Consider the following 21,648-nt stretch of genomic DNA (forward strand, 5'->3'; position numbering starts at 1 on the left):
ACGTACACCGTAAGTACTTACGCCGTAAGCTACGATTCGGCCGTGGTGCGCGAAACCCTCACGCGGGAAAAGGTCCTCGACGAAGCGCTGGCACTGGTGGACGCCGACGGCATGGGCGCACTGTCGATGCGCAAGCTCGCGGCCCGCCTCGGCGTCGAGGCGATGTCGCTCTACAACCACGTGAAGAACAAGGGCGACCTTCTCGACGGGCTCACCGCGCGCGTCTTCGAGTCCGTGCCGCTGCCGCTGCCGGTGCCGTCGTGGAGCTGGGAAACCCGCGTCCGCCGGCTCGCCGAAGGCCTCTACACGGCGTTCACGCGGCATCCGGCCGTGGTGCGCGCCCTGGCGGCCGAGGAGGCGAACCCGCGCTCGCCCGGCGCGTTGCGCGTGATCGACGCCTTGCTTGGCGCGCTGCTCGACGGCGGGCTCGACGAGGAGGCCGCGGCCCGCGGCTACCGGTCGTTGATGGGGCTCACGTTCGGCGCGGCGCTGGCCGACTCCGTCGCCGGGGGTGTCGCGCAGCGCGACGAGCCCGTCGCCGACTGGTTCAGCCGCATGGTCACGCCGGGGGAGCTGCCGAACCTGTACCGCGTGCTGCCGTCACTGGCGGAGGTCGACTGCGTGCAGGACTTCCACGACCAGCTCGACCTGCTGCTCGCCGGCCTGCGCACCGCAGCGGCTCGCTGACGTGCGGGTCAGCGGCGGCGGATCCCGATCCGGCGCCAGCTACGGCGTCGCTGGTTGGGGCCGGACGTGGCACCGGCGGAGTTGCCGGAGCTGCCGGAGGCGGACCCGGAGTGGTCGCGATCCCGCAACGCCCGCGCCCGCACGAAGTCCGAGCCGTTGCGCGGCAGCCGCACCGCGCGCATCGCCGCACCCGCGACCCGGCGAGACGCCGGACGCAGCCGCAGACGTCGCTGCGAACGCGCACGGCGGATGGCCCGGCGCTCGCGCGGCGGGACCGTCCACGCCTCGGGGTGCGCGGCGAGCCAACGGTTGCGGTACACCGCGTACGGGATGTGCAGCAGGTAGAGCACCAGCGCGACGGCCAGCGCCACCAGCGGGAACTGGATGATCGCGGCGGCCAGCAGGCCGACGCCCACCAGCAGCGGCGCGATGGCTCTGGCGGGCACCTTGACCGTCTTCAGCGACAACGTCGGGATGCGGCTGATCAGCAGCGCGGCGACGGCGATCGTCCAGGCGATCACCACGTACTGCTCGGACCACCAGCCCTCGCCCCACTGCAGCGTCGCGATGAGCGGCAGCATGGCGACGAGACCGCCGGCCGGCGCGGGCACGCCGACGAAGAACTCCGAGGAGTAGGGCGGCTTGTCGGTGACGTCGAGCAGGGTGTTGAAGCGTGCGAGGCGCAGGATCATGCAGACCGCGAAGATCAGCGAAGCCACCCAGCCGATGCGGTCTCCGTGCGACTGCCACACGTACAGCACCAGCGCCGGCGCCACGCCGAACGAGATGCCGTCGGACAGCGAGTCGAGCTCGGCGCCCATCTTCGACGTCGCGTCGAGCAGGCGCGCGATGCGCCCGTCGAGGCTGTCGAGCACCGCCGCGATGCCGATGGCCGCGATGGCCATGGCGTAGTTGCCCGTGAGCGCGAACTGCACGGACGACAGCCCGGCGCACAGCGCCAGCACCGTGATGGCGTTCGGCAGGAGCCGAATGCTCGGGGTGGTCACGCGGACCATGAGATCAGCCTTCTCCCAGCGCCGGGAGTTCGGCGATCACCGTCTCGCCGCCGACCGTGCGCTGGCCCTTGGCGACGAGCACGCGGCTGCCGGGCGGCAGGTAGAGGTCGACACGGGAGCCGAACCGGATGATGCCGTAGGTGGCGGCCGCGGCCACCTTGTCGCCCTCGTGGATCTCGCACAGGATGCGGCGCGCGACGAGGCCGGCGATCTGCACGACGACGAGCTCGTGGCCGTCGACGGTGCGCATGAGCACGGAGTTGCGCTCGTTGTCCTCGCTCGCCTTGTCCAGGTCCGCGGAGAGGAACTTGCCCGGCCGGTAGGCCACCTTCTCGATGACACCGGGGGCCGGGATCCGCTGGACGTGCACGTCGAACACCGACAGGAACACGCTCACGCGCATCCGCGGCTCGGCGGGCAGCCCCAGCTCGGGCGGCGGCACGGCCTCCTCGATGAGAGACACCAGACCGTCGGCCGAGGCCACGGCGATGTTGTCCCGCTCCGGCGCGACGCGCTTGGGCTCGCGGAAGAACGCGGCGGTGGCCGCAGTCGCGAGCGCGCCGACCACGCCGAGGCGCTTGGAGAACCGGCGCAGCACCAGCGTCGCCGCCAGCCCGCCGAAGACGAACGGGCGTCCGGCGGGGTGCATCGGCGGGATCGTCTCCCGCGCGAGCTGCACTGCGTGCGTGAGGGGATTGCCGGTGGGCTTGCCGCTCATGGATCGGTTCCCCGCTGTTCGTTGCGTTCGGAGGGAGAGGACGGGTTTCGCGTCCGATTTGGGAATCACCACGCTACCGCCCGTCGGCGGGCGGACACGTCCAGGGCCGGTGGCGGCTCCCCCGCCAGGGTTTCCCCGGCGCGGGTGGGTGTGCCCACAAACCGGTAACGACTGATCGAATTCCTCGACAACTCTCAGTAGTACCCGCCGTTCGGGAGCCGTGCCCGGGCCTGAGTCCGCCGAGGAAGCGATGTCCGTACCCGATCCGCTCACCGAGCTGCTGTGTGCCTGGCGACGGGAGATCTCCGCCGCGCCCATGCCCGTGCTCGTGGACACGGCGCGCGCCGTGCGCGTGGTCCGGGAGGCGATCCGGGCGGGCCGGGTGCATGCGTCCCCCGACGACGCATGCACCCGGACGCGGAACTAGTCAGTTTAGGCGGTTTTCCGGGGGTTACTGACAGTTCGTGTGGAAACCGTTACAAAAGGTCACCGGTAGTTGTCGCGGCGGTAGCTGTCGTGCGGGTAGTCGTCGCGCCTGGACCGTCGGCCGATCGAGCCGACCAGCCGCAGCACCGCCAGCAGGACGATCGCGCCCAGGATCGCGACGCCGAAGCTCGGGAAGTCGAACTCGAAGCGCTGCTGCTCACCCGTCGCCAGCCGGTAGATGAAGCCGCCGAGCGCCGCCCCGAGCACCCCGACGAGCACGCTGACCAGGCACCCCTGCCGGCGCCGGTCCGGCCCGCCGACGACCAGGTTCGCGAGCCAGCCGACCAGCGCGCCGAAGATGATCCAGGTGAAGAAGCCCATGTGGGTGAGGATACCTGGGGCGCGGTTGCACAAGGGGTGTTGTGCAATGTGTGTTGTACAACTACTCTTGTGGATTGTGTCTGATCCCGATTCGGTTGATGTCCAGCAGATCCGCGACTCCCACGTGCTGGCCGCGATGTCCCACCCCCTGCGCCGGCGCCTCCTCGACCTCCTGAAGCTCGACGGCCCCGCCACGGCTTCGGTCCTCGCCGAACGCACGACGTCGGCCGTCGGCAACATCAGCCACCACCTCAAGGTTCTCGCCGCCGCCGGCTTGGTCGAAGAAGCTCCGGAACTCGCCCGCGACCGCCGCGAACGCTGGTGGCGCCGCCCTTCGCGCGGCCTGTCCTGGTCCACTTCGGACTTCGTCGGCGATCCCGTGGGCGACGCCGCCGAGGTCGTCTCACTCGACCGGCAGGCTTCGCTGTCCCGCTCGTGGCTCTCGGACCTGGAAACGGAACCCACGCACTGGCGCGACGCGTGGTTCACCAACGAAACCTGGGTGCGCTTGTCTCCTGCCGAGGTGATGGAGCTGAGCTCCCGGATCCTCGAGCTGTTCGCCGAGTACACGGACCGCCCGACCCCGGACGACGACGCTGAGCGCCGCCCGGTCTTCCTCTTCGCCCGAGGTTTTCCCGCGCAACCGTGATGTGCTTTTTCGTTGCAGGGCCAAGCTTTCTGCTGTTGTCCACAGCTTGGCTTCACTGTGGACAACTCGGCTTTGGAGATCATTTTGTCGGTGGGGAGCGGTAGACTGGCCAAGGGCCGCTCCCCCGAGGATGGGTGGGGGCTTTCCCAAGGTGAGTTACTGGGGGCACAAGGCGGTTCGGCCGCGGTCGCGAGGCCGCTCGAAAGTTTTGGTCGGTTGGGCGAAGCCCCTTGTTGATGGCGCAGAGCCCTTCGGGTGGGCAACGCTCTCAGGGGGCGCGAAGCCGGTTGGGCGTGCAAGATCGAGGCTGCGCAACGGCGCTCGGCCCAGCGATGCGCCGTGGGCGGCCAACGCCGAATGGCTCGGCGAAGCCCTGCGAGTGCACAAAAGCGCGCGGCGCGGCGAAGCCGTTTGGACGTGCGAAGCGGGTCGGGCGGGCGCCACTCTTCGGGAGGGAAAGACCGGTCAGGTCGGCGACGTCCTTCGGGCACGCCAAGCCGCTCGAGCCGGCGGTGCCCTTCGGAGGCACCAAGTCGCTTGCGCGCGCAAAATCGATCAAGCCCGCGCGACCGCTCGAAGCCGCGCGAACCTTCGGGCCCGCGAGGCCGCGAGACGGCTCAAGCCTGTGAGATCCTTCGGGCCTGCGAGGCTGCTCGAAGCCGCGCGACGGCTCAAGCCTGTGAGATCCTTCGGGCCTGCGAGGCTGCTCGAAGCCGCGAGACCGCTCGAAGCCGCGCGACCCTTCAAGCCCGCGAGACCGCTCGGCCAAGCGAAGCGCCGTCGGCACCCAACGCCGTCCGCGCACCCAAAACCTCGGACTGCCAACGGAATCCACAGCACACAGGAAACCAGCCGAACCACCACGATCGCCCATGACTGAACCGCGAATGACCGACAACCTGTGGCGAGACCGCAACTTCCGCCTGATCTGGACTGGCGAGACCGTCAGCACCCTCGGCAGCGCAGTGGCCGGCACGTCGTTGCCGCTTGTCGCGTTGCTGGTCTTGCGCGCCTCGACGTTCGAGGTGGCGCTGCTGACCGCCGTCGCGTGGGTGCCGTGGTTGGTGGTGGGGTTGCCGGCCGGGGCGTGGGTGGACCGGTGGCGCAAGCGGCGCGTGATGGTGACCTGCAACGCGGCGTCGGTGGTGGCGTTCGCGGCCGTGCCGGTGGGGTACGTAGCCGGGTGGCTCACGGTGCCGTACCTGCTCTGCGCGGCGCTGGTCGGTGGGTTCGCGAAAGTGTTCTTCTCGCTGGCCTACCGCAGTTACGTGCCGGTGATCGTGACCAGAGCGCAGCTGCTCGAGGCCAACGTGAAGCTCCAGGGCAGCGAGTCCGCCGCGCAGGTGGGCGGGCCTGGGCTGGCGGGGCTGCTCGCGGCCGTCGCGGGACCTGTCGCCGGAGTGCTCGCCGATGCCGTGAGTTTCGGTATTTCCGTGCTGTGCCTGCGTTACGTCCGCGCGAAGGAAACCCTGAAGCCCCGCGGCAACAGGCGGCTGCGCACCGAAATCGCCGAGGGAATCGGCTTCATCGCGCGCGACCGGTACCTGCGGTCTCTCATCGGAGCCGCCGCGGTGGCGAACCTCGCGCTCGACGGGTACGCCGCCATCCAGGTCGTGTTCCTCGTCCGCGACCTCGGCACCGGGCCCGGAGCCGTGGGGGTGGTCCTGGCCATCGCGGAGGTCGGTGGCGTCGCCGGCGCGCCGTTGGCCGCGCGGCTAGGGAAGCGCGTCGGGGCGGCGCGCGCGTTCCTGCTCTGCGAAGCGTTGGCCGCGCCGGCGATGCTGCTCGGTCCGTTCGCCACCCCGGGCGCCGGGCTCACGGTGTTCGTGCTGTCGGGGATGGGGGTCGCCGCCGGGATCGTCGGGTCCAACGTGCTCGTCGGAACCTTCCGCCAGACCTACTGCCCACCCGAGCTCTTCGGCCGCATCACCGCGAGCTCCGCCGTCGTCAACTACGGCACCATCCCGTTGGGCGCGTTCCTCGGTGGTGTCCTCGGCGAAGCGCTGGGCGTGCGCGAGACGATGCTGATCATGGCCGGTGTGCAGCTCGCCTCGCTGGTGATCCTCCTCAAGAGCCCGCTGCGCCGCGACAAGGACTTCCCTACAGCAGCAGCACGTCCACTTCAGTCCCTTCAGCCACCTCACCAACCCCCTCCGGCAGCACGATCAGGCAGTTCGCCTGGGTGAACGCCGCCAGCAGGTGCGAGCCCGGCCCGCCCCGCGGCCCGACCACACCGGTCACCTCGCCCTCGGTGGGTGTGTAGAAGCCGCGGCGGAACTGGCGTCGCGAGCTGGGCGAGGTCATGGCCTCCGAAAGGCGCGCACGCACCCGGCGGCGGTCGACATCCGTGTGGCCCATGGCCGACAGCAAAGCCGGCCGCAGGAAGGCTTCGAACGACACCAGCACGCTCACCGGGTTGCCCGGCAGCGTCACCACGGGCACGCCGTTCCAGTGGCCGCAGCCCTGCGGCCCGCCGGGCTGGATGGCGATCTTCTGGAACTGCACGCCCTGGCCCGTCAGTGCGTCCTTGACCACCTCGTACGCGCCGGCGCTGACGCCGCCCGAAGTGATCAGCAGGTCGGCGTCCGCGAGCTTCGGTTCGATGATCTTGCGGAACTCCTCGACGTCGTCAACCACGCTGCGCACCACGGCGACGCGGCAGCCCAGCTCGCGCAGCGCGGCGGCGAGCATCACGCTGTTGGACTCGTAGATCTGCCCGTGCCGCAACGGGTTCGGGGCCTCGACGAGCTCCGTGCCGGTCGACACCACGAGCACGGACAGCGGCCGGTGCACCGACAGCTCGGCCAGGCCGACGGCCGCCGCGAGACCCAGCTGCGAGTGGCCCAGCACGGTGCCGGCGTGCAGGGCCACCACACCGCGTTCCACGTCTTCGCCGGTGCGCCGCACGTGGTCGCCCGAGGACGCGGCCTTGGCGATCCGCACCGACTCGGTGCCGCGGTCGGTGTCCTCCACCATCACGATCGCGTCGGCACCCGGCGGCATCGGCGCGCCCGTCATGATCCGGTGCGCAGTGCCCGGCTCCAGCGTCGCGACGTCCACGCGCCCGGCCGGGATGTCATCGGCCACGGGCAGCGTCACGGGCGAGTCAGGCCCGGCGCCGGCGACGTCGGCCGCGCGCACGGCGTAGCCGTCCATCGCGGAGTTGTCGAACGGCGGCAGCGACACCCCCGCGTGCACGTCCTCGGCCAGGACGAACCCGGCGGCTTCGGCGAGGGGCAGGGTGGTCACGGGCGTGCGGCCGAGCAGCTCGGTCACGGTCTCGCGGTAGGCATCGACGGAGATCACGCGGACCATCCTCCCCCTCACGCGCGGGCGTGCAACACTCTCCCGCGGCAAGAGTCGGGGATCAGGGGAGTTCTGATGCAGGTACGAGTCCGCCACCAGCCGTCGTTCGCGGTTGCGCGGCTGGAGCTGGCGCCGGGTGAGCCCGTGCAGGTCGAGTCGGGCGCGATGATGGCCACGAGCTCCGGCGTGACCGTCCAGTCGCAGGCCCAGGGCGGGATCATGAAGGGGCTCGGCCGGGCGTTTCTGGGCGGCGAGTCCTTTTTCATCTCCACCTACACCGCACCCCAGAACGGCGGCTGGGTCGACGTCGCGGCCAACCTGCCCGGCGACATCCAGGTCGTGACCCTCGACGGCCAGACCGGCTGGTGCGTCACGCGCGGATCGTGGCTCGCCTCGTCGCACGGCGTGCACACGGAGACGCGCTGGGGCGGCATGAAGAACCTGGTCGGCGGCGAAGGCGGCTTCCTCTCGCACGCCACGGGCCAGGGCCAGGTGCTGGTCTCGTGCTACGGCGCGCTCGACGTGATCACGCTGCAGCCCGGCGAGGCGATCACCGTCGACACCGGTCACGTCGTGGCCTACGCCGACACCGTTCAGTACCAGCTCCGCAAGGTCGCGCAGGGAGTGATCCAGTCGATGAAGAGCGGTGAAGGCTTCGTGTTCGACTTCGCCGGCCCCGGCCAGATCCTCACGCAGACGCGCAACCCGTCCGCGCTGATCAGCTGGATCCTTTCGCACGTCCCCTCCCGCTGACATGCGCGTCCACACGAGGCACACCCCCAACTTCGGCGTGGCACGAGTGCTGCTCGCGCCCGGCGAGGCCGTGCAGTCGGCGTCGGACACGATGCTGGCCACCAGCTTCGGCGTGCGCGAAGGCGCTCCGCCGTCGGCGCGGGGCGGCGCGCGCAAGCCCGGCGTCTCCGTGTTCACGGCGCCCGCCGAGGGCGGCTGGGTCGACCTCGCCCCGCTCGGGCCCGGCGACGTCTACCCGCTGGAGCTGACGGGCACCACCGGCTGGTCAGTGCATCGCGACGCCGTGCTCGCGCGGCCGCCTTCCGTGCGCCTCGACCAGACGTGGGCGCCGTTGCAGCAGCTTTTCGGCGCCGACGCCGGGTTCCTCGACCACTACAGCGGCACCGGTCCGCTCGTGCTCACGGCGCCGGGACCGGTCGACTCGTTCGAGCTGTCGGCCGGTGAACTGGTCACGGTGCGGCCGGATTACGTGCTGGCCTACCCGGACACGCTGCAGTGCCGGCTGCGCGCCGTGGACCCGAGTGGCCCGCAGTCGCTGCGCACCGGCGAAGGTCTGGTCCTCGATTTCGCCGGACCGGGCACCGTTCTCGTGCAAGCGCGGAACAGGCGGGTTTCCCGGGGCTGACGAATTTGTGAATCAACCATTGCCGAGGGGCGTAATTCCGGTAGCGTGAACTGCACTTCCAGCCGCTACCGGACAGCGGATCTTGTCCTGAGGGAGGGCGCCGTGGCTGTCGGCACCGTCAAATGGTTCAACTCGGAAAAAGGCTACGGGTTCATCGAATCGCCCGAAGGGCCCGATGTGTTCGTCCACTATTCGGCGATCCAGGCCGAAGGATTCCGGACGCTCGACGAAGGTGACCGGGTCGAGTTCGAGGTCCAGTCCGGCCGCGACGGGCGCAGTCAGGCCGCGGACGTCCGCAAGGTCTCCTGATTCCGGGGCAGCCGACCGGTTGGGCGAACCGCCCATCGCTGCGGAATGCAGGGCGTTAAGCTGCGCAGCGTGACAGGCGATGTGTCGGGGGACCTCACCGGTCGCCGGCTGGGCAACTACCGCATCGACTCGGTGCTCGGCAAGGGCGGCATGAGCGTGACCTACCAGGCCACCGACGTGCGGCTCGGCCGGAAGGTGGCGCTGAAGGTCATCGGCGACCACCTGGGCACCGACGCCGAGTTCCGCGAGCGGTTCGTGGACGAAGCCCGCAACACGTCCGCGATCGACCACGCCAACATCGTGCCGTTGTACGACTTCGGCGAGCTCGAAGGCATGCTCTACATCGCCATGCGCATGGTCGACGGCGGCGACCTCGCCGGCCTGATTTCCGCGGGCCCGATCGCGCCCGCGCGCGCCCTGGCGTTGCTCGACCAGGTCGCCGACGCGCTGGACACCCTCCACAACCGTGGCCTCGTCCACCTCGATGTGAAGCCCGCGAACGTGCTGGTCACCAGCAAGGAAACCTCCCGCGAGCACGTGTATGTCGCCGACTTCGGCCTCACCCGCCGCGGCGCCACCGGCCACCGCACGCGCGGCGGCGACTTCCTGGGCTCCCCGACCTACGCCGCGCCCGAGCACCTGCGCGGCGAGCCCCTCGACGGGCGCACCGACCAGTACGCCCTCACGTGTGTGCTCTACGCGTGCCTCACCGGCACCCCGCCGTTCAAGGGCGACGTGCCGACCGTGATCAAAGGCCACCTCAACGGCGAGCCGCCTTCGGTGTCGCGCGTGGTCGCGCTGCCGGCGGAGGTCGACGACGTGATCCGCAAGGGCATGGCGAAGAACCCCGCCGACCGGTACCCGAACTGCGTGGCGATGATCGCCGCCGCCCGCGTGGCGCTGGGACCGCTCGCGGCGTCGGACACGCCGCCGGGGCCGCCGGGCTCGGGTGGGGTGCAGAACGGGCTGGGTGGCCTCGTTGCTCCGGGTGCGACGGGTGGCCAGGGCGGTCAGAGCGGCCAGGGTGCGCAGGGTGCTCAGGGGGAGGGGGCCGGCATGCCGCCCTTCGGACAGCAGCCGGGCTACCGCCAAGGTGGGCCGCGAGGTCCCGGTGGCGCGGGTGGTCAGGGGAACGACCCGGCGCACGGCCAATGGTCGGGACCCGGCGGCCAGGGTGTTCCGCAAGGTGCCGGTGGGCCTGGTGGTTCGGGTGGTCCGGGAAACGATCCGGCGCACGGTGCCCACTGGTCGGGACCCGGCGGACCTGGTGTCCCAGGTGGACCCGGCGCGCACGGTGCACCAGGCCAAGGCACACCCGGCCAGCCCAGACCCGGTGGTGACGGAAACCCGTGGGCCGGCCCCGGCGGCTGGTCCGGCGCCCCGCAGAACCCCGGCCAGCCCCCCGGCGTCCCGGCGCAAGGCCCGGCCCCCGGCTACGGCTACCCCGGCCTTCCGCCACAAGGACCTCAAGCACCGCAGGGATATCCGGGCCAGCAGGGCCACCCGGGACAGCCCGCCTACGGCTATCCCAACCAGCAGCAGGGTTACCCCGGCATGCACCCGGGCTACGGGCCGCCCGGCGACCCGATGCGGCTGCGTCCGCCGTCGCCCGCCGGTGGCGCCGGCGCGTTCCAGCAGTCGCGCGGCGGCGGCCGGAAGTGGCTGTGGATCGGTCTCGGCATCGTCGTGCTGGCCGGTCTGATCGTCGGCGCGATCTTCCTCTTCGGCGGCGGCGACAGCGGCGGCACGACCACCCCCACGACGACGGCGCCGAACATCCCCGTCGGCCCGGGCGGCCCCAGCGGTTCGCAGTCCGGCTCACCGTCGCTCAAGCCGCCGCCGGCGTCGATCCCCATCCAGCCGAGCCGCTGACCCGCGATCTCACCTCCGGCAGGTGACCTCGAATCCCGGCCGTAATCGACTCTGCGGACACGCCGGAGGTTGAGGGGGCTGCCGTGGATTTCAGCGACAGGCAGGACTTCGAGGACGCCGCCCGCGGGTTCGTCGCGACGCTCGACCCCGCCACCATCACCGGCGCCGACGGCCGCGCGGTGTTCGACCTGCGCCCGTACGCCCAACTCGACGGCGACTGCCCGGACACGCGGTGAACCCCAGCCTGTGGCGGCAGGCGCAGCTGGGCCGCACCAACGGGTTGAACGAGGTGACCACCGGTATCTACCAGGTGCGCGGCCTCGACATCTCCAACATTACGCTCGTCGAAGGCGAGCGCGGGGTGATCGTGATCGACCCGCTGATCTCCGAGGACTGCGCGGCGGCCGCGATCGCGCTCTACCGCGCCCATCGCGGAAACCGGCCGGTCACCGCCGTCATCTACACCCACTCGCACGCCGACCACTTCGGCGGCGTGCTGGGCGTGCTGCCCGACGGCGCGGACGACGTCCCGATCCTCGCCCCGGCGGGCGTCCTCGAGAACGCCGTGGCGGAGAACGTGTACGCGGGCACGGCGCGACCGGGCAGGAAGAGGTGCTCGACGGCCTCCGGATCGTCTTCCAGCTCACGCCGGGCACCGAGGCGCCGGCCGAGATGAACTTCCACTTCCCGGACCCGAGAACGCGACGCACAATCTGCACAACCTCCTCACGCTGCGCGGCGCGCTGGTCCGCGACCCGCGCGTCTGGGCCCACTACCTCGACGAGGCGATCGAGCTCTCCAGCGCCGGCACCGACGTCGCGTTCGCCTCGCACCACTGGCCCACCTGGGGCACCGCCCGCGTGGTGAAGTTCGTTTCGCAGCAACGAGATCTCTACGCGTACCTGCACGACCAGACCCTGCGCCGGCTCAACCGGGGCGACACCGGCATCGAGATCGCCGAGGACTTCACGCTGCCGCCGGAGCTGGAGAACGCGTGGCACGCGCGGGGCTACTACGGCTCGGTCAGCCACAACGTCAAGGCGATCTACCAGCGTTACCTCGGCTGGTTCGACGGCCACCCCACCTCGCTGTGGCAGCACCCGCCGCAGGCGCTGGCCACGCGCTACGTGGATGTCCTCGGCGGGGTGCCCGCCGTTGTCGACAAGGCGCAGGAGTACGCGGAGGCCGGCGACCTCCGCTTCGCCGCCGAACTGCTCAAGCACGCCGTGTTCGCCGACCAGGACAGCTCCGCCGCCAGGCAAGCGCTGGCCGACGTCTACCAGCGCCTCGGCTACGGCGCCGAGAACCCGACCTGGCGCAACTTCTACCTCGTCGGCGCACTCGAGCTGCGCAAGGGCATCACCCCGCCGCCCCTCGACATCGGCGGCGGCATGACGGCGGCGCTCACGGTCGAGCAGCTCTTCGACTCCCTCGCCATCCGTGTCGACGGTCCCCGCGCCGCCGCCGACCCGCTCACCATCGTGGTGGCGCTTCACCGACCTCGCCACCACGATCCGCACCGCCCTGTCCAACGGCGCGCTGATCCAGACCGCGAACCCGACGTCCCCCGCCGACGTCGACCTGACCCTCACGTTGACCAAGGAACAGCTGCTCGGGCTCCTGTCCGGCGCCCGCCCGGAAGACCTCGACCACACCGGCGACCCCGCCGTGCTCAAGCGCCTGCTCACCCTGCTGGACCCGGACGACCCCGCCTTCGCCATCGTCACGCCGTGACAACCGTGGATCACTGACCTGCGGTTCTTGCACTCTCACCGTGGGAGTGCTAAACACGGCATTGGCACTCGACGCCGTTGAGTGCCAAGCGCGCGGTCACCGACTGCGCGCTTGAAGGTCGGGACGGTGAGGCTGACCAAGGTCAGTCGTCCGTCGCGGGCACCGAGCCTGGCCGAGGACGTGTCCTGCTGCCGCCGCTGGTTAGTCTTTCGACGAGACAGCGCGGCGGTGGCGCCCAATACCGGAGGACCACACCGCAATGGCCAAACTGATCGCGTTCGACGAGGACGCCCGCCGCGGTCTCGAGCGCGGCCTGAACATTCTCGCCGAAGCCGTCAAGGTGACGCTCGGCCCGCGTGGCCGCAACGTCGTGCTCGAAAAGAAGTGGGGCGCGCCGACGATCACCAACGACGGTGTCTCCATCGCCAAGGAGATCGAGCTCGAGGACCCGTGGGAGAAGATCGGGGCCGAGCTCGTCAAGGAAGTTGCCAAGAAGACCGACGACGTCGCGGGTGACGGCACCACCACCGCCACCGTGCTCGCCCAGGCGCTCGTTCGCGAGGGTCTGCGCAACGTCGCCGCGGGTGCCGACCCGATCAGCCTGAAGCGCGGCATCGAGGCGGCCGTCGAGGCCATCACCGAGCAGCTGCACAAGATGGCCGTCCAGATCGAGACCAAGGAGCAGATCGCTGCTACCGCCTCGATCTCGGCCGCTGACCGCACCATCGGCGAGCTGATCGCCGAGGCGCTGGACAAGGTCGGCAAGGAAGGCGTCGTCACCGTCGAGGAGAGCAACACCTTCGGTCTCGAGCTCGAGCTCACCGAGGGCATGCGCTTCGACAAGGGCTACGTGTCGGGCTACTTCGTGACCGACCCGGAGCGTCAGGAAGCCGAGCTGGAGGACCCCTACATCCTCCTCTTCGGTTCCAAGATCTCGAACGTCAAGGACGTCCTGCCGCTGCTGGAGAAGGTCATCCAGTCCGGCAAGCCGCTGCTGATCATCGCCGAGGACGTCGAGGGCGAAGCCCTGGCGACCCTGGTCGTCAACAAGATCCGCGGTACCTTCAAGTCCGTCGCCGTCAAGGCTCCGGGCTTCGGTGACCGCCGCAAGGCCATCCTGCAGGACATCGCGATCCTGTCCGGTGGCCAGGTGATCTCGGAGGACGTCGGCCTCAAGCTGGAGAACGCGGACCTGTCGCTGCTGGGCCGCGCCCGCAAGGCCGTGATCACGCGTGACGAGACCACGATCGTCGAGGGTGCGGGCGACGCCGACCAGATCCAGGGTCGCGTCAACCAGATCCGTGCGGAGATCGAGAACTCGGACTCCGACTACGACCGTGAGAAGCTGCAGGAGCGCCTCGCGAAGCTGGCCGGCGGCGTCGCCGTCATCAAGGCCGGTGCCGCGACGGAGGTCGAGCTCAAGGAGCGCAAGCACCGCATCGAGGACGCGGTGCGCAACGCCAAGGCCGCCGTGGAAGAGGGCATCGTCGCCGGTGGTGGCGTGGCTCTGATCCAAGCCGCCGAGGCTGCCTTCGCGGGCCTGAAGCTCGAGGGCGACGAGGCCACTGGTGCCAACATCGTCAAGGTCGCCGTCGAGGCGCCGCTCAAGCAGATCGCCATCAACGCCGGCCTCGAGGGCGGCGTCGTGGCGGAGAAGGTCAAGTCTCTCCCGCAGGGTCACGGCCTGAACGCCGCCACCGGTGTCTACGAGGACCTGCTCGCCGCCGGCGTGCCGGACCCCACGAAGGTCACCCGCTCCGCGCTCCAGAACGCCGCCTCCATCGCGGCGCTGTTCCTGACCACCGAGGCTGTCGTCGCGGACAAGCCGGAGAAGGCTTCCGCCGCTCCGGCCGACCCGTCCGGCGGCATGGGTGGCATGGACTTCTGAGTTCGGCTGCTGTTCGACGCTAGATCCGGAAAGCCCGGTCCACTTCGGTGGGCCGGGCTTTTCCCTTTGCGGGCCACGATTTCGTGCCGGCGGTGGGGCTTCGGGCGCGGCTGGCAGTGCATCAACACGCCGTGCAAGCACGCCGGCCGACTGCTACACCGATGCCGCAGAACCGACCGACCCGATCGAAGCCGCACAGCGGGCCGGATCCGTGTTGCCTTCTGTTTGGTCGGCCGCAGGACGTCCTTGGTCTCGTCCGATGTGGACACAGCAAACGCCCCGGGCGCTCCCCACGCCCGGGCCGATTGCTCCCCCTTGGTTGTGCCACCCCTTTCCCCCTCATACCGCGGCCCTCCCCTGCCGCGACGGGTCAGGCGGCTTGGGTCGCTTCGGGTGTCAGCACGGCGGCGGCGACGTAAACCGGCAACATGATCCCGGCCGACAGCACCGTCGCGGCCACGACCGCGATGCGGACCATCGTCGGGTCGACGCCGAGGTAGTCGGCCCAGCCCCCGCACACCCCGGTCAACATCCGGTCGGTGCGGCTGCGGAAGAGCTTCTTGGTTTCGGGGGTGTACACGCTGTTCGTCATGCCATGAATACTCCGCCGAGCGGCCCCTCGGCACATCGGGGAACGGCCCGGAGACCGACCCTGGACTCCGACCCTGAGGCGAGGTCAGGGAAATTCGGGTGCTGTCGTCGGACGCCGCCGGTAGAACTTCCGGCATGAACCACGACAGTCCCGAATTCGCCACCCTCGCCGAGCGCGGCACGATCCTGCGCTGCCAGGTGGGTTCCGGGCTGCACGGCACCGCCGTCGACGGCCAGGACGATCGCGACGAGATGGGCCTGTGCCTCGAGCCGGCCGAGTACGTCGTCGGCATGCGCCGCTTCGAGCAGTACATCTTCCGCACCCAGCCCGAAGGCGCGCGCTCGGGCCCGGGCGACCTCGACCTGACCGTCTACTCGGTGCGCAAGTGGATGCGCCTTGCCCTCACCGGCAATCCGACGCTGGTGCTGCCGCTCTTCGCCCCGGACGCGGAGCTCGTGCACCTCACCGACCTCGGCCGCGACCTGCGCGCCAACGCCCACCGCATCGTCTCCCGCCGCGCCGGTGTGCGCTTCGTCGGCTACCTCCGCGGCCAACGCCGCCGCCTGCTCGAAGCCGGCAATCGCCCGGAGCTCATCGAGAAGTACGGCTTCGACACGAAGTACGCCATGCACATGGTCCGCCTCGGCGTCCAGGGCGTCGAGCTCCTCCGCACGGGCCGGCTGCCGCTCCCCATCGCCGACCCGTGGCTCACCTGGCTCCGCGACCTCCGCCGTGGCCGGCATTCGCAGGCCGAGGCGTTGGCGGCTGCCGAGGAGCTGGAGCGTGAGCTGGAGTCGCTGGTCGCCGGTGGGTCCCCGCTGCCGGAGGAGCCGGATCAGGAGTGGGCTGATGCGTGGCTGGTCCGCGCCCACTTCTCGTGGTGGCGCTGAGGTTCAGCGCAACGCGCGCACCCGATCCAGCCGTGCCAGCCAGGACTCGGCGACGTCGGGTGCGGCGGCGAACTCCTCGAACCGATCCGGCGCCGGCGCCTGCGGCAGCACCGGGAGGTAACCGTCCACAGGGGACAGTGAGGTCGTACTGACGTCGCCGTTCAGCAAGGACATCGTGCCCAGGCCGCAGGCGAAGTCGAGCTGAGGGAGGGCGCCCGCGAGGGCCAGGCCGGCGGCGAGGCCCACGCTGGTCTCCACCGCGGACGACACGACGCACGGCAGCCCGCACGCCTCGGCCACCTCCAGCGCGCGCCGCACGCCGCCGAGCGGAGCGACCTTCAGCACGGCGATGTCGGCGGCCCCGGCGACGGCGACCTTCAGCGGGTCTTCGGCGCGGCGGATCGACTCGTCGGCGGCGATGCGCACGGACACGCGGCGCCGGACGGCGGCCAGCTCGTCGATGGTGCGGCACGGCTGTTCGGCGTACTCGAGGCCGCCGGCCGCCTTGTCGAGGGCGGCGAGCGCGGTGACGGCGGTGTCGACGTCCCAGGCCGTGTTGGCGTCGACGCGGATGGCGCCGGCCGGGCCGAGGGCGTCGCGGACGGCTTCGAGCCGGTCACAGTCGTCGGCGAGTGTGGAGCGTTTGTCGGCGACCTTCACCTTCGCCGTGCGGCAGCCGGAGGCGCGGACCAGCGCGTGGGCGCGGTCCGGCGGCACGACGGGGACGGTCGTGTTGACCTCGACCCGTTCGCGCACCGCAGCGGGCCAGCCCTGCTCGCTCGCTTCCAGGGCGCTCGCCAGCCACGGCACGCTCTCGGTGTCCGAGTAGTCCGCGAACGGGCCGAATTCACCCCACCCGGCGGGCCCTTCGAGCAGGACGCCTTCACGGACGGTGATGTCCCGGAACCGGTTGTGCAGGGGCAGCGCGTAGACCTTCATCACTGCAGATCATGCCACTGGCGAACTCACGTGCCGATCGGGCGGTGACCGGCCAGAATGAGACACGTGGACGGCCTCGACTTCCGGGTGCTCGGCCCGGCCGAGGTCTTGGCCGGGGGCCGCGCCGTGCCGCTCGGCGGGAGCCGCCCGCTGATCGTGCTCGCCGGCCTGCTGCTGCGCGCGAACCGCGTGGTGTCCGTGGACGAGCTCGGCCGCTGGCTGTGGGACGACGACCAGCGCCGCTCGAAGGGCGCACTCCAGACGTACGTGCTGCGGCTGCGGCGCGCACTGGGGCCGGGGGCCGCGATTCGCACAGAACGTGGTGGTTATCTACTGGAGCTTGATCCGTTGCTGACGGATCTTGGTCGTTTTCGCACACTCGCGGCCCGGGGGAGGACAGCTTTCGAACAGGGCGAACACCGTCGGGCCGCGGGGTTGTTCGCCGGCGCACTCGCGGAGTGGCGCGGGCCGGCGCTGCAGAACGTGGAGTCCGACGTCCTGCACCGCGACGAGGCCGGCCAGCTCGCCGAGGAACGCACCCGCGTGCGCGAGCTGTGGGCCGACGCGCTGATCGCCGTCGGCGAGTTCGGCACCGTCGTTCCGGAGCTGACGCGGCTGACCCGGGAACACCCGTTACGGGAACGGCTGCACGAACAGCTCGTGCTAGCACTGTTCCACTCCGGACGGCAGGCCGAGGCACTTGAGGTGTACCGGCGGATCAGCGCGGTGCTCGCCGAGGAGCTGGGCCTCGACCCCGGTGCCGGCCTGCAGCGGGTTCACCGGCTCGTGCTGGGTGGGGCGCCTTATCGGCCGACGGTCGAGCCGCAGGTACCGCACCAGTTGCCGGCCGACCTCGGTGCCTTCGCCGGTCGCGAGGCTGATTTGAAGGCTTTGCACGCTCTGCTTCCGGCAGGGGACAGCACTTCGACCCCCATCGCCTCCGTGGAAGGGATGGGTGGCACGGGGAAAACGACGTTGTCCGTCCACTTCGCACACGAGATCGCGGACCGGTTTCCGGGCGGGCAGGTGTTCCTGAACCTGCGCGGATACGGTCCTGGCGAGCCGGTGGAACCGTTGGCGGCGCTGGAGACTCTCCTGTCGGCGCTCGGTGTCCCTTGTGATCAGATCCCGGCCGATGTGGACGGTCGCGCCGCGACGTGGCGCACGCACACGGCGGGGCGGCGGCTGCTCGTGGTGCTGGACAACGCCAACAGCACCGAGCAGGTACGGCCACTTCTGCCGGGGCCCGGCTGCCTGGTCGTGGTCACGAGCCGCTGGCAGCTGCGCGGCCTCGTCGCCACGCATGGTGCGCGCCGGATCGCGCTCGAGGAGCTGGACGAGGCGGGCGCCGTCGAGCTGCTGGCCTCGACGATCGGGCTTGACCGCGTCAACGCGGATCCCGTTGCCACGTCACGCTTTGTGGAGTACTGCGGCGGCCTTCCGCTGGCGATCCGGATCCTGGCCGTGCGGGCGGCGCAGTTCCCGGACTATCCGCTGGCGTCCTTTGTGGATGCACTGGATGCCGAACCGGACCGTCTCGGGTTGTTCGATCTCGGGGATGGTGAGGAGACGAACATCCGGTCGGTATTTTCCTACTCGTATCGGGCATTGCCGCCGGATGCCGCACGGTTGTTGCGGTTGCTCGGTCTTCCTTCGGGGCCGGACGTGACGCCGGCCGTCGCCGAGGTGCTGTTGGGATCGCCGCCGGGGTCTGCTTTGGACGCTCTCGTGTCCGCGCACTTGCTCACTCAGTCGCAGCCCGGGCGATACCAGTTCCACGATCTGATCCGGGCGTATGCGGCGGAGCTTGTGTATCATGTGGACAGTGCGGAGGAGACGGCGGCGGCACGTTCGCGGCTGTTGGATTTCTATCTTTCCTCGGCGTTCAACGCTTCGCGAGCGATGCGGCCCGAGCGGATCTACGGGTCGCTGGAGTTGCGTGTGGCCGGTGGCCTCGAGTTCGCCGATTACCACGCGGGGCTGGCGTGGTTCGCCGCGGAGTACGGAAATCTCGTCGCGGCGGTGCACCTGGCGTTCCGGCTGCAGGAATACGCGCACTGCTGGAAGCTCACGTGGCTGATGTTCACGTACTTCGCCGGCCGCGCCCGCGTCGACGACTGGCGGGCGCTCAACGAGCTGGCCCTGCGCGGCACGCGGCTGTCGGGCGATCGGGGTGGCGAGGCCGGGATCCTCAACTGCCTCGGTGTGATCGACGGCGTCGTGCGGGACTATCCGTCGGCGCGGCGCTACCTCGAGCAAGCGCTGGAGCTGCAACGCGAACTCGGCTCCCGCGAGGGCGAGGCGCGGGCGCTGTACAACCTGGCGATGGCGGCCGATTCGTCGCCCGACTTCCCCGCCGCTCTCGCCCACGGCACACGGGCACTGGAGATCGTGCGGGACCTCCGGATGACCGGCTTCGAGGCCAACGTGCTCCGTGCACTCGGCGACCTGTGCTGCCGCTTCGGTGACTTCCCGCGCGCCTTGGCTCTGGCGGACGAGGCGCTGGCCTTGGCTCCCACGCCCCGTGACGGCCGCTTTTCCCTGACCACGCGCGCCAAAGCCCTACTCGGCGTGGGCCGCCCGGCTGAGGGCATCGAGTGCATGTCCGACGCCGTGGACATGTTCTTCGCGATGGACGAGCACTACGAAGCCGCCGATGTCCTCGCCCAACTCGGCACGGCCCACCTGCGCCTCGGCCACCCCGCCGCCGCCCGCGACTGCTGGCTCCGCTCCGTCCGCCTCCTCACCGACCTCGCTCACCCCGACGCGGCCGACGTCCGCGCCAAACTGGCGGCGCTGGTCTCGGGGTGAGTTGCCGGCTTTGGTCGGCTTGCCATCCGGTGTGGCGGGATACCGCCCGCTCCCGCGCCGCCGCGCGACGTTCATGCGAAGTTTGGCCGAGAGGCCTTGCCTCGAGCGGCTGGCTTGCCATGCGGTGTAGCGGATGCCAGCGGCGAGGGCGATGTGCCGATGAGCGGGGAATGTTGCTGTGGGGCTTGGCGTCTTGCCAGTCCCTTGGCATTCGGCGCGGCGCGATGCCACCCGCTCTCACGCCGCCGCACGGTGTTCATGGAAGTTGGCCGAGATGTTTCAGCACGAGCGGCCGGCTTGCCATTCGGCGTGGCGGGATGCCAGCGGCGAAGGCGATGTGACGGCGAGCGGGGAATGTTGCTGTGGGGCTTGGCGTCTTGCCAGTCGGCTTGGCGACCGCCACTCGTTTGGCACGCTGTGGGAGTTGCCGAGGTGTCTGGCATGTTGCCGGGCGCGTGGACGGTTGCCAGATCGAATCGCGAGTTGCCAGAGCGCGGCGGGGATTGCCGTGGGGTGTGGCAAGTTGCCAGGGCACGTGGTGCGGGTGGTCTGCGTGCCGACCCCCAGAGACAGCAGGCAGACCACCTGCACCCGTACGCCTTACCCAACCGGATGGCGCTCACTGTGCGCTCACTGCTCCGGCGGCGGCTTGAGGTGCAGGAGGTTCGAGAGGGTGATGGCGTTGCGGGGTGCTTCGACTTTGACGTCGTTGTCGAAGAAGACGTGGACGTCGCGGTGGCCGGCGGCGTGCCAGGCGGTGATCTTGGCGGCCCAGGTGCGCAGGGCGGATTCGGTGTAGCCGCTGGTGTAGAGCTCGACGTCACCGTGGAGGCGGACGTAGGTGAAGTCCGTGGTCTGGTCCTCGCGGTAGGGCCAGCGGCCGGCGGTGTCGGCGACGACGAGGGCGACGTCGTGCTGTCGGAGCAGGTCGAGGGCTCCCGGGGTGACGAAGCTGGGGTGGCGGACTTCGAGCGCGTGCCGGAGGGGGCGGCCCTTGCCGGGTTCGAGGTGGGGTGGGGTCTTCAGCTTGTCGTCGTGTTTCGCGCCGAGGGCGGCGGCTTCGATGGTGGTGCGGGGGAGCAGGCCGAGGAAGGTCTCGACGCGGTCGGGGTCGAACTCGAGCCGCGCGGGCAGCTGCCACAGCACCGGGCCCAGTTTTTCGCCGAGCGCGAGCACGCCGGACGCGAAGAAGTTCGCGACGGCCGGCTCGACGTCACGCAGCTGCTTGAGATGCGTGATGAAGCGCCCGCCCTTCACGGCGAACACGAAATCGGCCGGGGTCTGGTCAGCCCAGGCGCGGTAGCGGTCGGGGGTCTGCAGTGAGTAGAACGACCCGTTGAGCTCCACGGAGTTCAGCCGCCGCGACAGGTACTCCAGCTCGCGTCGCTGCGCCAGCCCCTCGGGGTAGAACTCGCGGCGCCACGGCGGGTACCGCCACCCCGACGTCCCGATCCGAATCCCGGCGATCTCCCTCACCGCCTTCCTCCTCGGCGTGATTCCCCTCGGCAGATTCCGGTAAACCCGCCCGCGCAACCGCCGCCCGGACACCCGCACCGGACTTCGGGACAGCCGACCCAACCGAGAGGACATCCGTCTCACGCCCTGTCTTGCTCAGTGTGGTGGAGATTCGGTGAACGGCCTCGTCTCACCGCCGTGGAACGACGGCGAAGTGGGCGCGCCGGCCGGACTCGGGGTCCGGGAGACCGGCCGGCGCGGGCTGGTGATGGGGTGGCGAGTTGCTCCGGGCGGGTCGCCGGTTGGTGGCGGGGATGCGCAGGCTGTGCTCGGGTCTGGGCGGGCGGCTGCGGCTGCTGGTGATGGAGCGGCGGGCTACCTCGGTCGGATCGGCGGCGGGGAGTGGATGCGCCGGCTGGATTCGCGGTCCGGCCGACCGGCGCGGGCTGGTGATGGGGTCGCGAGTTGCTCCGGATGGCTTGTCGGCAGAGGGGTGGGGTGCGCCGACTGGCTCGGGTCCGGGAGGCCGGCCGCCGTGCACAGGTGATGGCCAGTGGCCTGCTCAGGGCGGCTCGTTGGCCGGCGTTGGATGCGCCG

At 70.4% G+C, this 21,648-nt stretch carries 20 protein-coding genes and 1 pseudogene; 14 read left to right on the plus strand and 7 right to left on the minus strand.

What is annotated here, in order from left to right; translation table 11 throughout:
* The first annotated feature begins 42 nt into the window (after window positions 1–42).
* Window positions 43–687 (plus strand): TetR/AcrR family transcriptional regulator C-terminal domain-containing protein, encoded by a 645-nt coding sequence (locus QRX50_RS12200; protein WP_285972054.1) that lies wholly within the window; start codon window positions 43–45, stop codon window positions 685–687.
* Between the two features lie 8 nt (window positions 688–695).
* Here QRX50_RS12200 and pssA read toward each other — a convergent pair whose 3' ends face one another.
* Together pssA and QRX50_RS12210 are read right to left on the minus strand one after the other, a co-directional pair.
* Complete coding sequence (pssA, locus tag QRX50_RS12205) at window positions 696–1,703, minus strand: CDP-diacylglycerol--serine O-phosphatidyltransferase (protein ID WP_285972055.1); 1,008 nt, start codon at window positions 1,701–1,703, stop codon at window positions 696–698.
* A 4-nt stretch (window positions 1,704–1,707) separates the two neighbouring features.
* Entirely contained in the window at window positions 1,708–2,421 is a 714-nt protein-coding gene (locus QRX50_RS12210) for a phosphatidylserine decarboxylase (protein WP_285972056.1), read from the minus strand.
* 250 nt (window positions 2,422–2,671) lie between these two features.
* Between QRX50_RS12210 and QRX50_RS12215 the strand changes: the two genes are divergently transcribed.
* On the plus strand, window positions 2,672–2,848 hold the full coding sequence (locus QRX50_RS12215; protein ID WP_285972057.1) for a hypothetical protein: 177 nt from the start codon (window positions 2,672–2,674) through the stop codon (window positions 2,846–2,848).
* Window positions 2,849–2,907: 59 nt separating this feature from the next.
* Here QRX50_RS12215 and QRX50_RS12220 read toward each other — a convergent pair whose 3' ends face one another.
* On the minus strand, window positions 2,908–3,228 hold the full coding sequence (locus QRX50_RS12220) for a GlsB/YeaQ/YmgE family stress response membrane protein (protein WP_285972058.1): 321 nt from the start codon (window positions 3,226–3,228) through the stop codon (window positions 2,908–2,910).
* A gap of 76 nt (window positions 3,229–3,304) precedes the next feature.
* Here QRX50_RS12220 and QRX50_RS12225 point away from each other — a divergent pair, with 76 nt between their 5' ends.
* Window positions 3,305–3,877 carry a winged helix-turn-helix domain-containing protein gene (locus QRX50_RS12225; protein WP_434533261.1) on the plus strand — a complete coding sequence of 191 codons (573 nt, stop codon included), beginning with the start codon at window positions 3,305–3,307 and terminating at the stop codon, window positions 3,875–3,877.
* 872 nt (window positions 3,878–4,749) lie between these two features.
* On the plus strand, window positions 4,750–6,063 hold the full coding sequence (locus tag QRX50_RS12230) for an MFS transporter (protein ID WP_285972060.1): 1,314 nt from the start codon (window positions 4,750–4,752) through the stop codon (window positions 6,061–6,063).
* On the opposite strand, the gene moeA is transcribed toward QRX50_RS12230, so the two are convergent.
* The gene (gene moeA / locus QRX50_RS12235; protein ID WP_285972061.1) at window positions 5,978–7,183 is read right to left on the minus strand and encodes a molybdopterin molybdotransferase MoeA; all 1,206 of its coding nucleotides are present in this window, start codon (window positions 7,181–7,183) and stop codon (window positions 5,978–5,980) included. The genes QRX50_RS12230 and moeA overlap by 86 nt on opposite strands.
* A 75-nt stretch (window positions 7,184–7,258) precedes the next feature.
* Here moeA and QRX50_RS12240 point away from each other — a divergent pair, with 75 nt between their 5' ends.
* The 8 genes and pseudogenes from QRX50_RS12240 (at window position 7,259) to groL (ending at window position 14,364) form a co-directional block, all read left to right on the plus strand.
* Window positions 7,259–7,936, plus strand: coding sequence for a TIGR00266 family protein (locus QRX50_RS12240; protein ID WP_285972062.1), 678 nt, complete (start codon window positions 7,259–7,261; stop codon window positions 7,934–7,936).
* Window position 7,937: 1 nt separating this feature from the next.
* The gene (locus QRX50_RS12245; protein ID WP_285972063.1) at window positions 7,938–8,561 is read left to right on the plus strand and encodes an AIM24 family protein; all 624 of its coding nucleotides are present in this window, start codon (window positions 7,938–7,940) and stop codon (window positions 8,559–8,561) included.
* A 102-nt stretch (window positions 8,562–8,663) separates the two neighbouring features.
* Window positions 8,664–8,870, plus strand: coding sequence for a cold-shock protein (locus QRX50_RS12250; protein WP_184782712.1), 207 nt, complete (start codon window positions 8,664–8,666; stop codon window positions 8,868–8,870).
* A 45-nt stretch (window positions 8,871–8,915) separates the two neighbouring features.
* A pseudogene (locus tag QRX50_RS12255) lies at window positions 8,916–10,223 on the plus strand (serine/threonine-protein kinase); the annotation flags it as partial.
* Between the two features lie 602 nt (window positions 10,224–10,825).
* Window positions 10,826–10,978: a hypothetical protein gene (locus tag QRX50_RS12260; RefSeq protein WP_285972065.1), complete on the plus strand. Its 153-nt coding sequence runs from the start codon at window positions 10,826–10,828 to the stop codon at window positions 10,976–10,978.
* Window positions 10,975–11,418, plus strand: a complete 444-nt coding sequence (locus QRX50_RS12265; protein ID WP_285972066.1) for an MBL fold metallo-hydrolase — start codon at window positions 10,975–10,977, stop codon at window positions 11,416–11,418. Before QRX50_RS12260 ends, QRX50_RS12265 begins: the two co-directional genes overlap by 4 nt.
* Window positions 11,419–11,605: 187 nt before the next feature.
* Complete coding sequence (locus QRX50_RS50250; RefSeq protein WP_434533262.1) at window positions 11,606–12,493, plus strand: alkyl sulfatase dimerization domain-containing protein; 888 nt, start codon at window positions 11,606–11,608, stop codon at window positions 12,491–12,493.
* A gap of 242 nt (window positions 12,494–12,735) precedes the next feature.
* On the plus strand, window positions 12,736–14,364 hold the full coding sequence (gene groL, locus QRX50_RS12280; RefSeq protein WP_220244658.1) for a chaperonin GroEL: 1,629 nt from the start codon (window positions 12,736–12,738) through the stop codon (window positions 14,362–14,364).
* A gap of 370 nt (window positions 14,365–14,734) precedes the next feature.
* Here the strand turns inward: groL and QRX50_RS12285 are convergent, their stop codons facing one another.
* The gene (locus tag QRX50_RS12285; RefSeq protein WP_220244657.1) at window positions 14,735–14,956 is read right to left on the minus strand and encodes a PspC domain-containing protein; all 222 of its coding nucleotides are present in this window, start codon (window positions 14,954–14,956) and stop codon (window positions 14,735–14,737) included.
* Window positions 14,957–15,090: 134 nt separating this feature from the next.
* On the opposite strand from QRX50_RS12285, the gene QRX50_RS12290 reads away from it, so the two are divergent.
* On the plus strand, window positions 15,091–15,846 hold the full coding sequence (locus QRX50_RS12290) for a nucleotidyltransferase domain-containing protein (protein WP_285972067.1): 756 nt from the start codon (window positions 15,091–15,093) through the stop codon (window positions 15,844–15,846).
* Between the two features lie 3 nt (window positions 15,847–15,849).
* Here the strand turns inward: QRX50_RS12290 and QRX50_RS12295 are convergent, their stop codons facing one another.
* Window positions 15,850–16,785 carry an o-succinylbenzoate synthase gene (locus QRX50_RS12295; protein ID WP_285972068.1) on the minus strand — a complete coding sequence of 312 codons (936 nt, stop codon included), beginning with the start codon at window positions 16,783–16,785 and terminating at the stop codon, window positions 15,850–15,852.
* Between the two features lie 57 nt (window positions 16,786–16,842).
* Here QRX50_RS12295 and QRX50_RS12300 point away from each other — a divergent pair, with 57 nt between their 5' ends.
* Window positions 16,843–19,596, plus strand: coding sequence for an AfsR/SARP family transcriptional regulator (locus tag QRX50_RS12300; RefSeq protein WP_285972069.1), 2,754 nt, complete (start codon window positions 16,843–16,845; stop codon window positions 19,594–19,596).
* Window positions 19,597–20,226: 630 nt separating this feature from the next.
* Here QRX50_RS12300 and QRX50_RS12305 read toward each other — a convergent pair.
* A complete protein-coding gene (locus QRX50_RS12305; RefSeq protein ID WP_285972070.1) occupies window positions 20,227–21,072 on the minus strand; it encodes a DUF72 domain-containing protein in 846 nt (281 codons plus the stop codon).
* Between the last annotated feature and the right edge of the window lie 576 nt (window positions 21,073–21,648).

This window comes from Amycolatopsis sp. 2-15 (genome assembly GCF_030285625.1).
Taxonomy (GTDB): domain Bacteria; phylum Actinomycetota; class Actinomycetes; order Mycobacteriales; family Pseudonocardiaceae; genus Amycolatopsis; species Amycolatopsis carbonis.

Coding starts and splice junctions, on each gene's coding strand:
- QRX50_RS12230 (WP_285972060.1), top strand. CDS start 4,750: ATGACTGAACCGCGAATGACCGACAACCTGTGGCGAGACCGCAACTTC.
- QRX50_RS12300 (WP_285972069.1), top strand. CDS start 16,843: ATGAGACACGTGGACGGCCTCGACTTCCGGGTGCTCGGCCCGGCCGAG.
- QRX50_RS12295 (WP_285972068.1), bottom strand. CDS start 16,785: ATGAAGGTCTACGCGCTGCCCCTGCACAACCGGTTCCGGGACATCACC.
- QRX50_RS12210 (WP_285972056.1), bottom strand. CDS start 2,421: ATGAGCGGCAAGCCCACCGGCAATCCCCTCACGCACGCAGTGCAGCTC.
- QRX50_RS12285 (WP_220244657.1), bottom strand. CDS start 14,956: ATGACGAACAGCGTGTACACCCCCGAAACCAAGAAGCTCTTCCGCAGC.
- pssA (WP_285972055.1), bottom strand. CDS start 1,703: ATGGTCCGCGTGACCACCCCGAGCATTCGGCTCCTGCCGAACGCCATC.
- QRX50_RS12220 (WP_285972058.1), bottom strand. CDS start 3,228: ATGGGCTTCTTCACCTGGATCATCTTCGGCGCGCTGGTCGGCTGGCTC.
- QRX50_RS12290 (WP_285972067.1), top strand. CDS start 15,091: ATGAACCACGACAGTCCCGAATTCGCCACCCTCGCCGAGCGCGGCACG.
- QRX50_RS12215 (WP_285972057.1), top strand. CDS start 2,672: ATGTCCGTACCCGATCCGCTCACCGAGCTGCTGTGTGCCTGGCGACGG.
- groL (WP_220244658.1), top strand. CDS start 12,736: ATGGCCAAACTGATCGCGTTCGACGAGGACGCCCGCCGCGGTCTCGAG.
- QRX50_RS12245 (WP_285972063.1), top strand. CDS start 7,938: ATGCGCGTCCACACGAGGCACACCCCCAACTTCGGCGTGGCACGAGTG.
- QRX50_RS12240 (WP_285972062.1), top strand. CDS start 7,259: ATGCAGGTACGAGTCCGCCACCAGCCGTCGTTCGCGGTTGCGCGGCTG.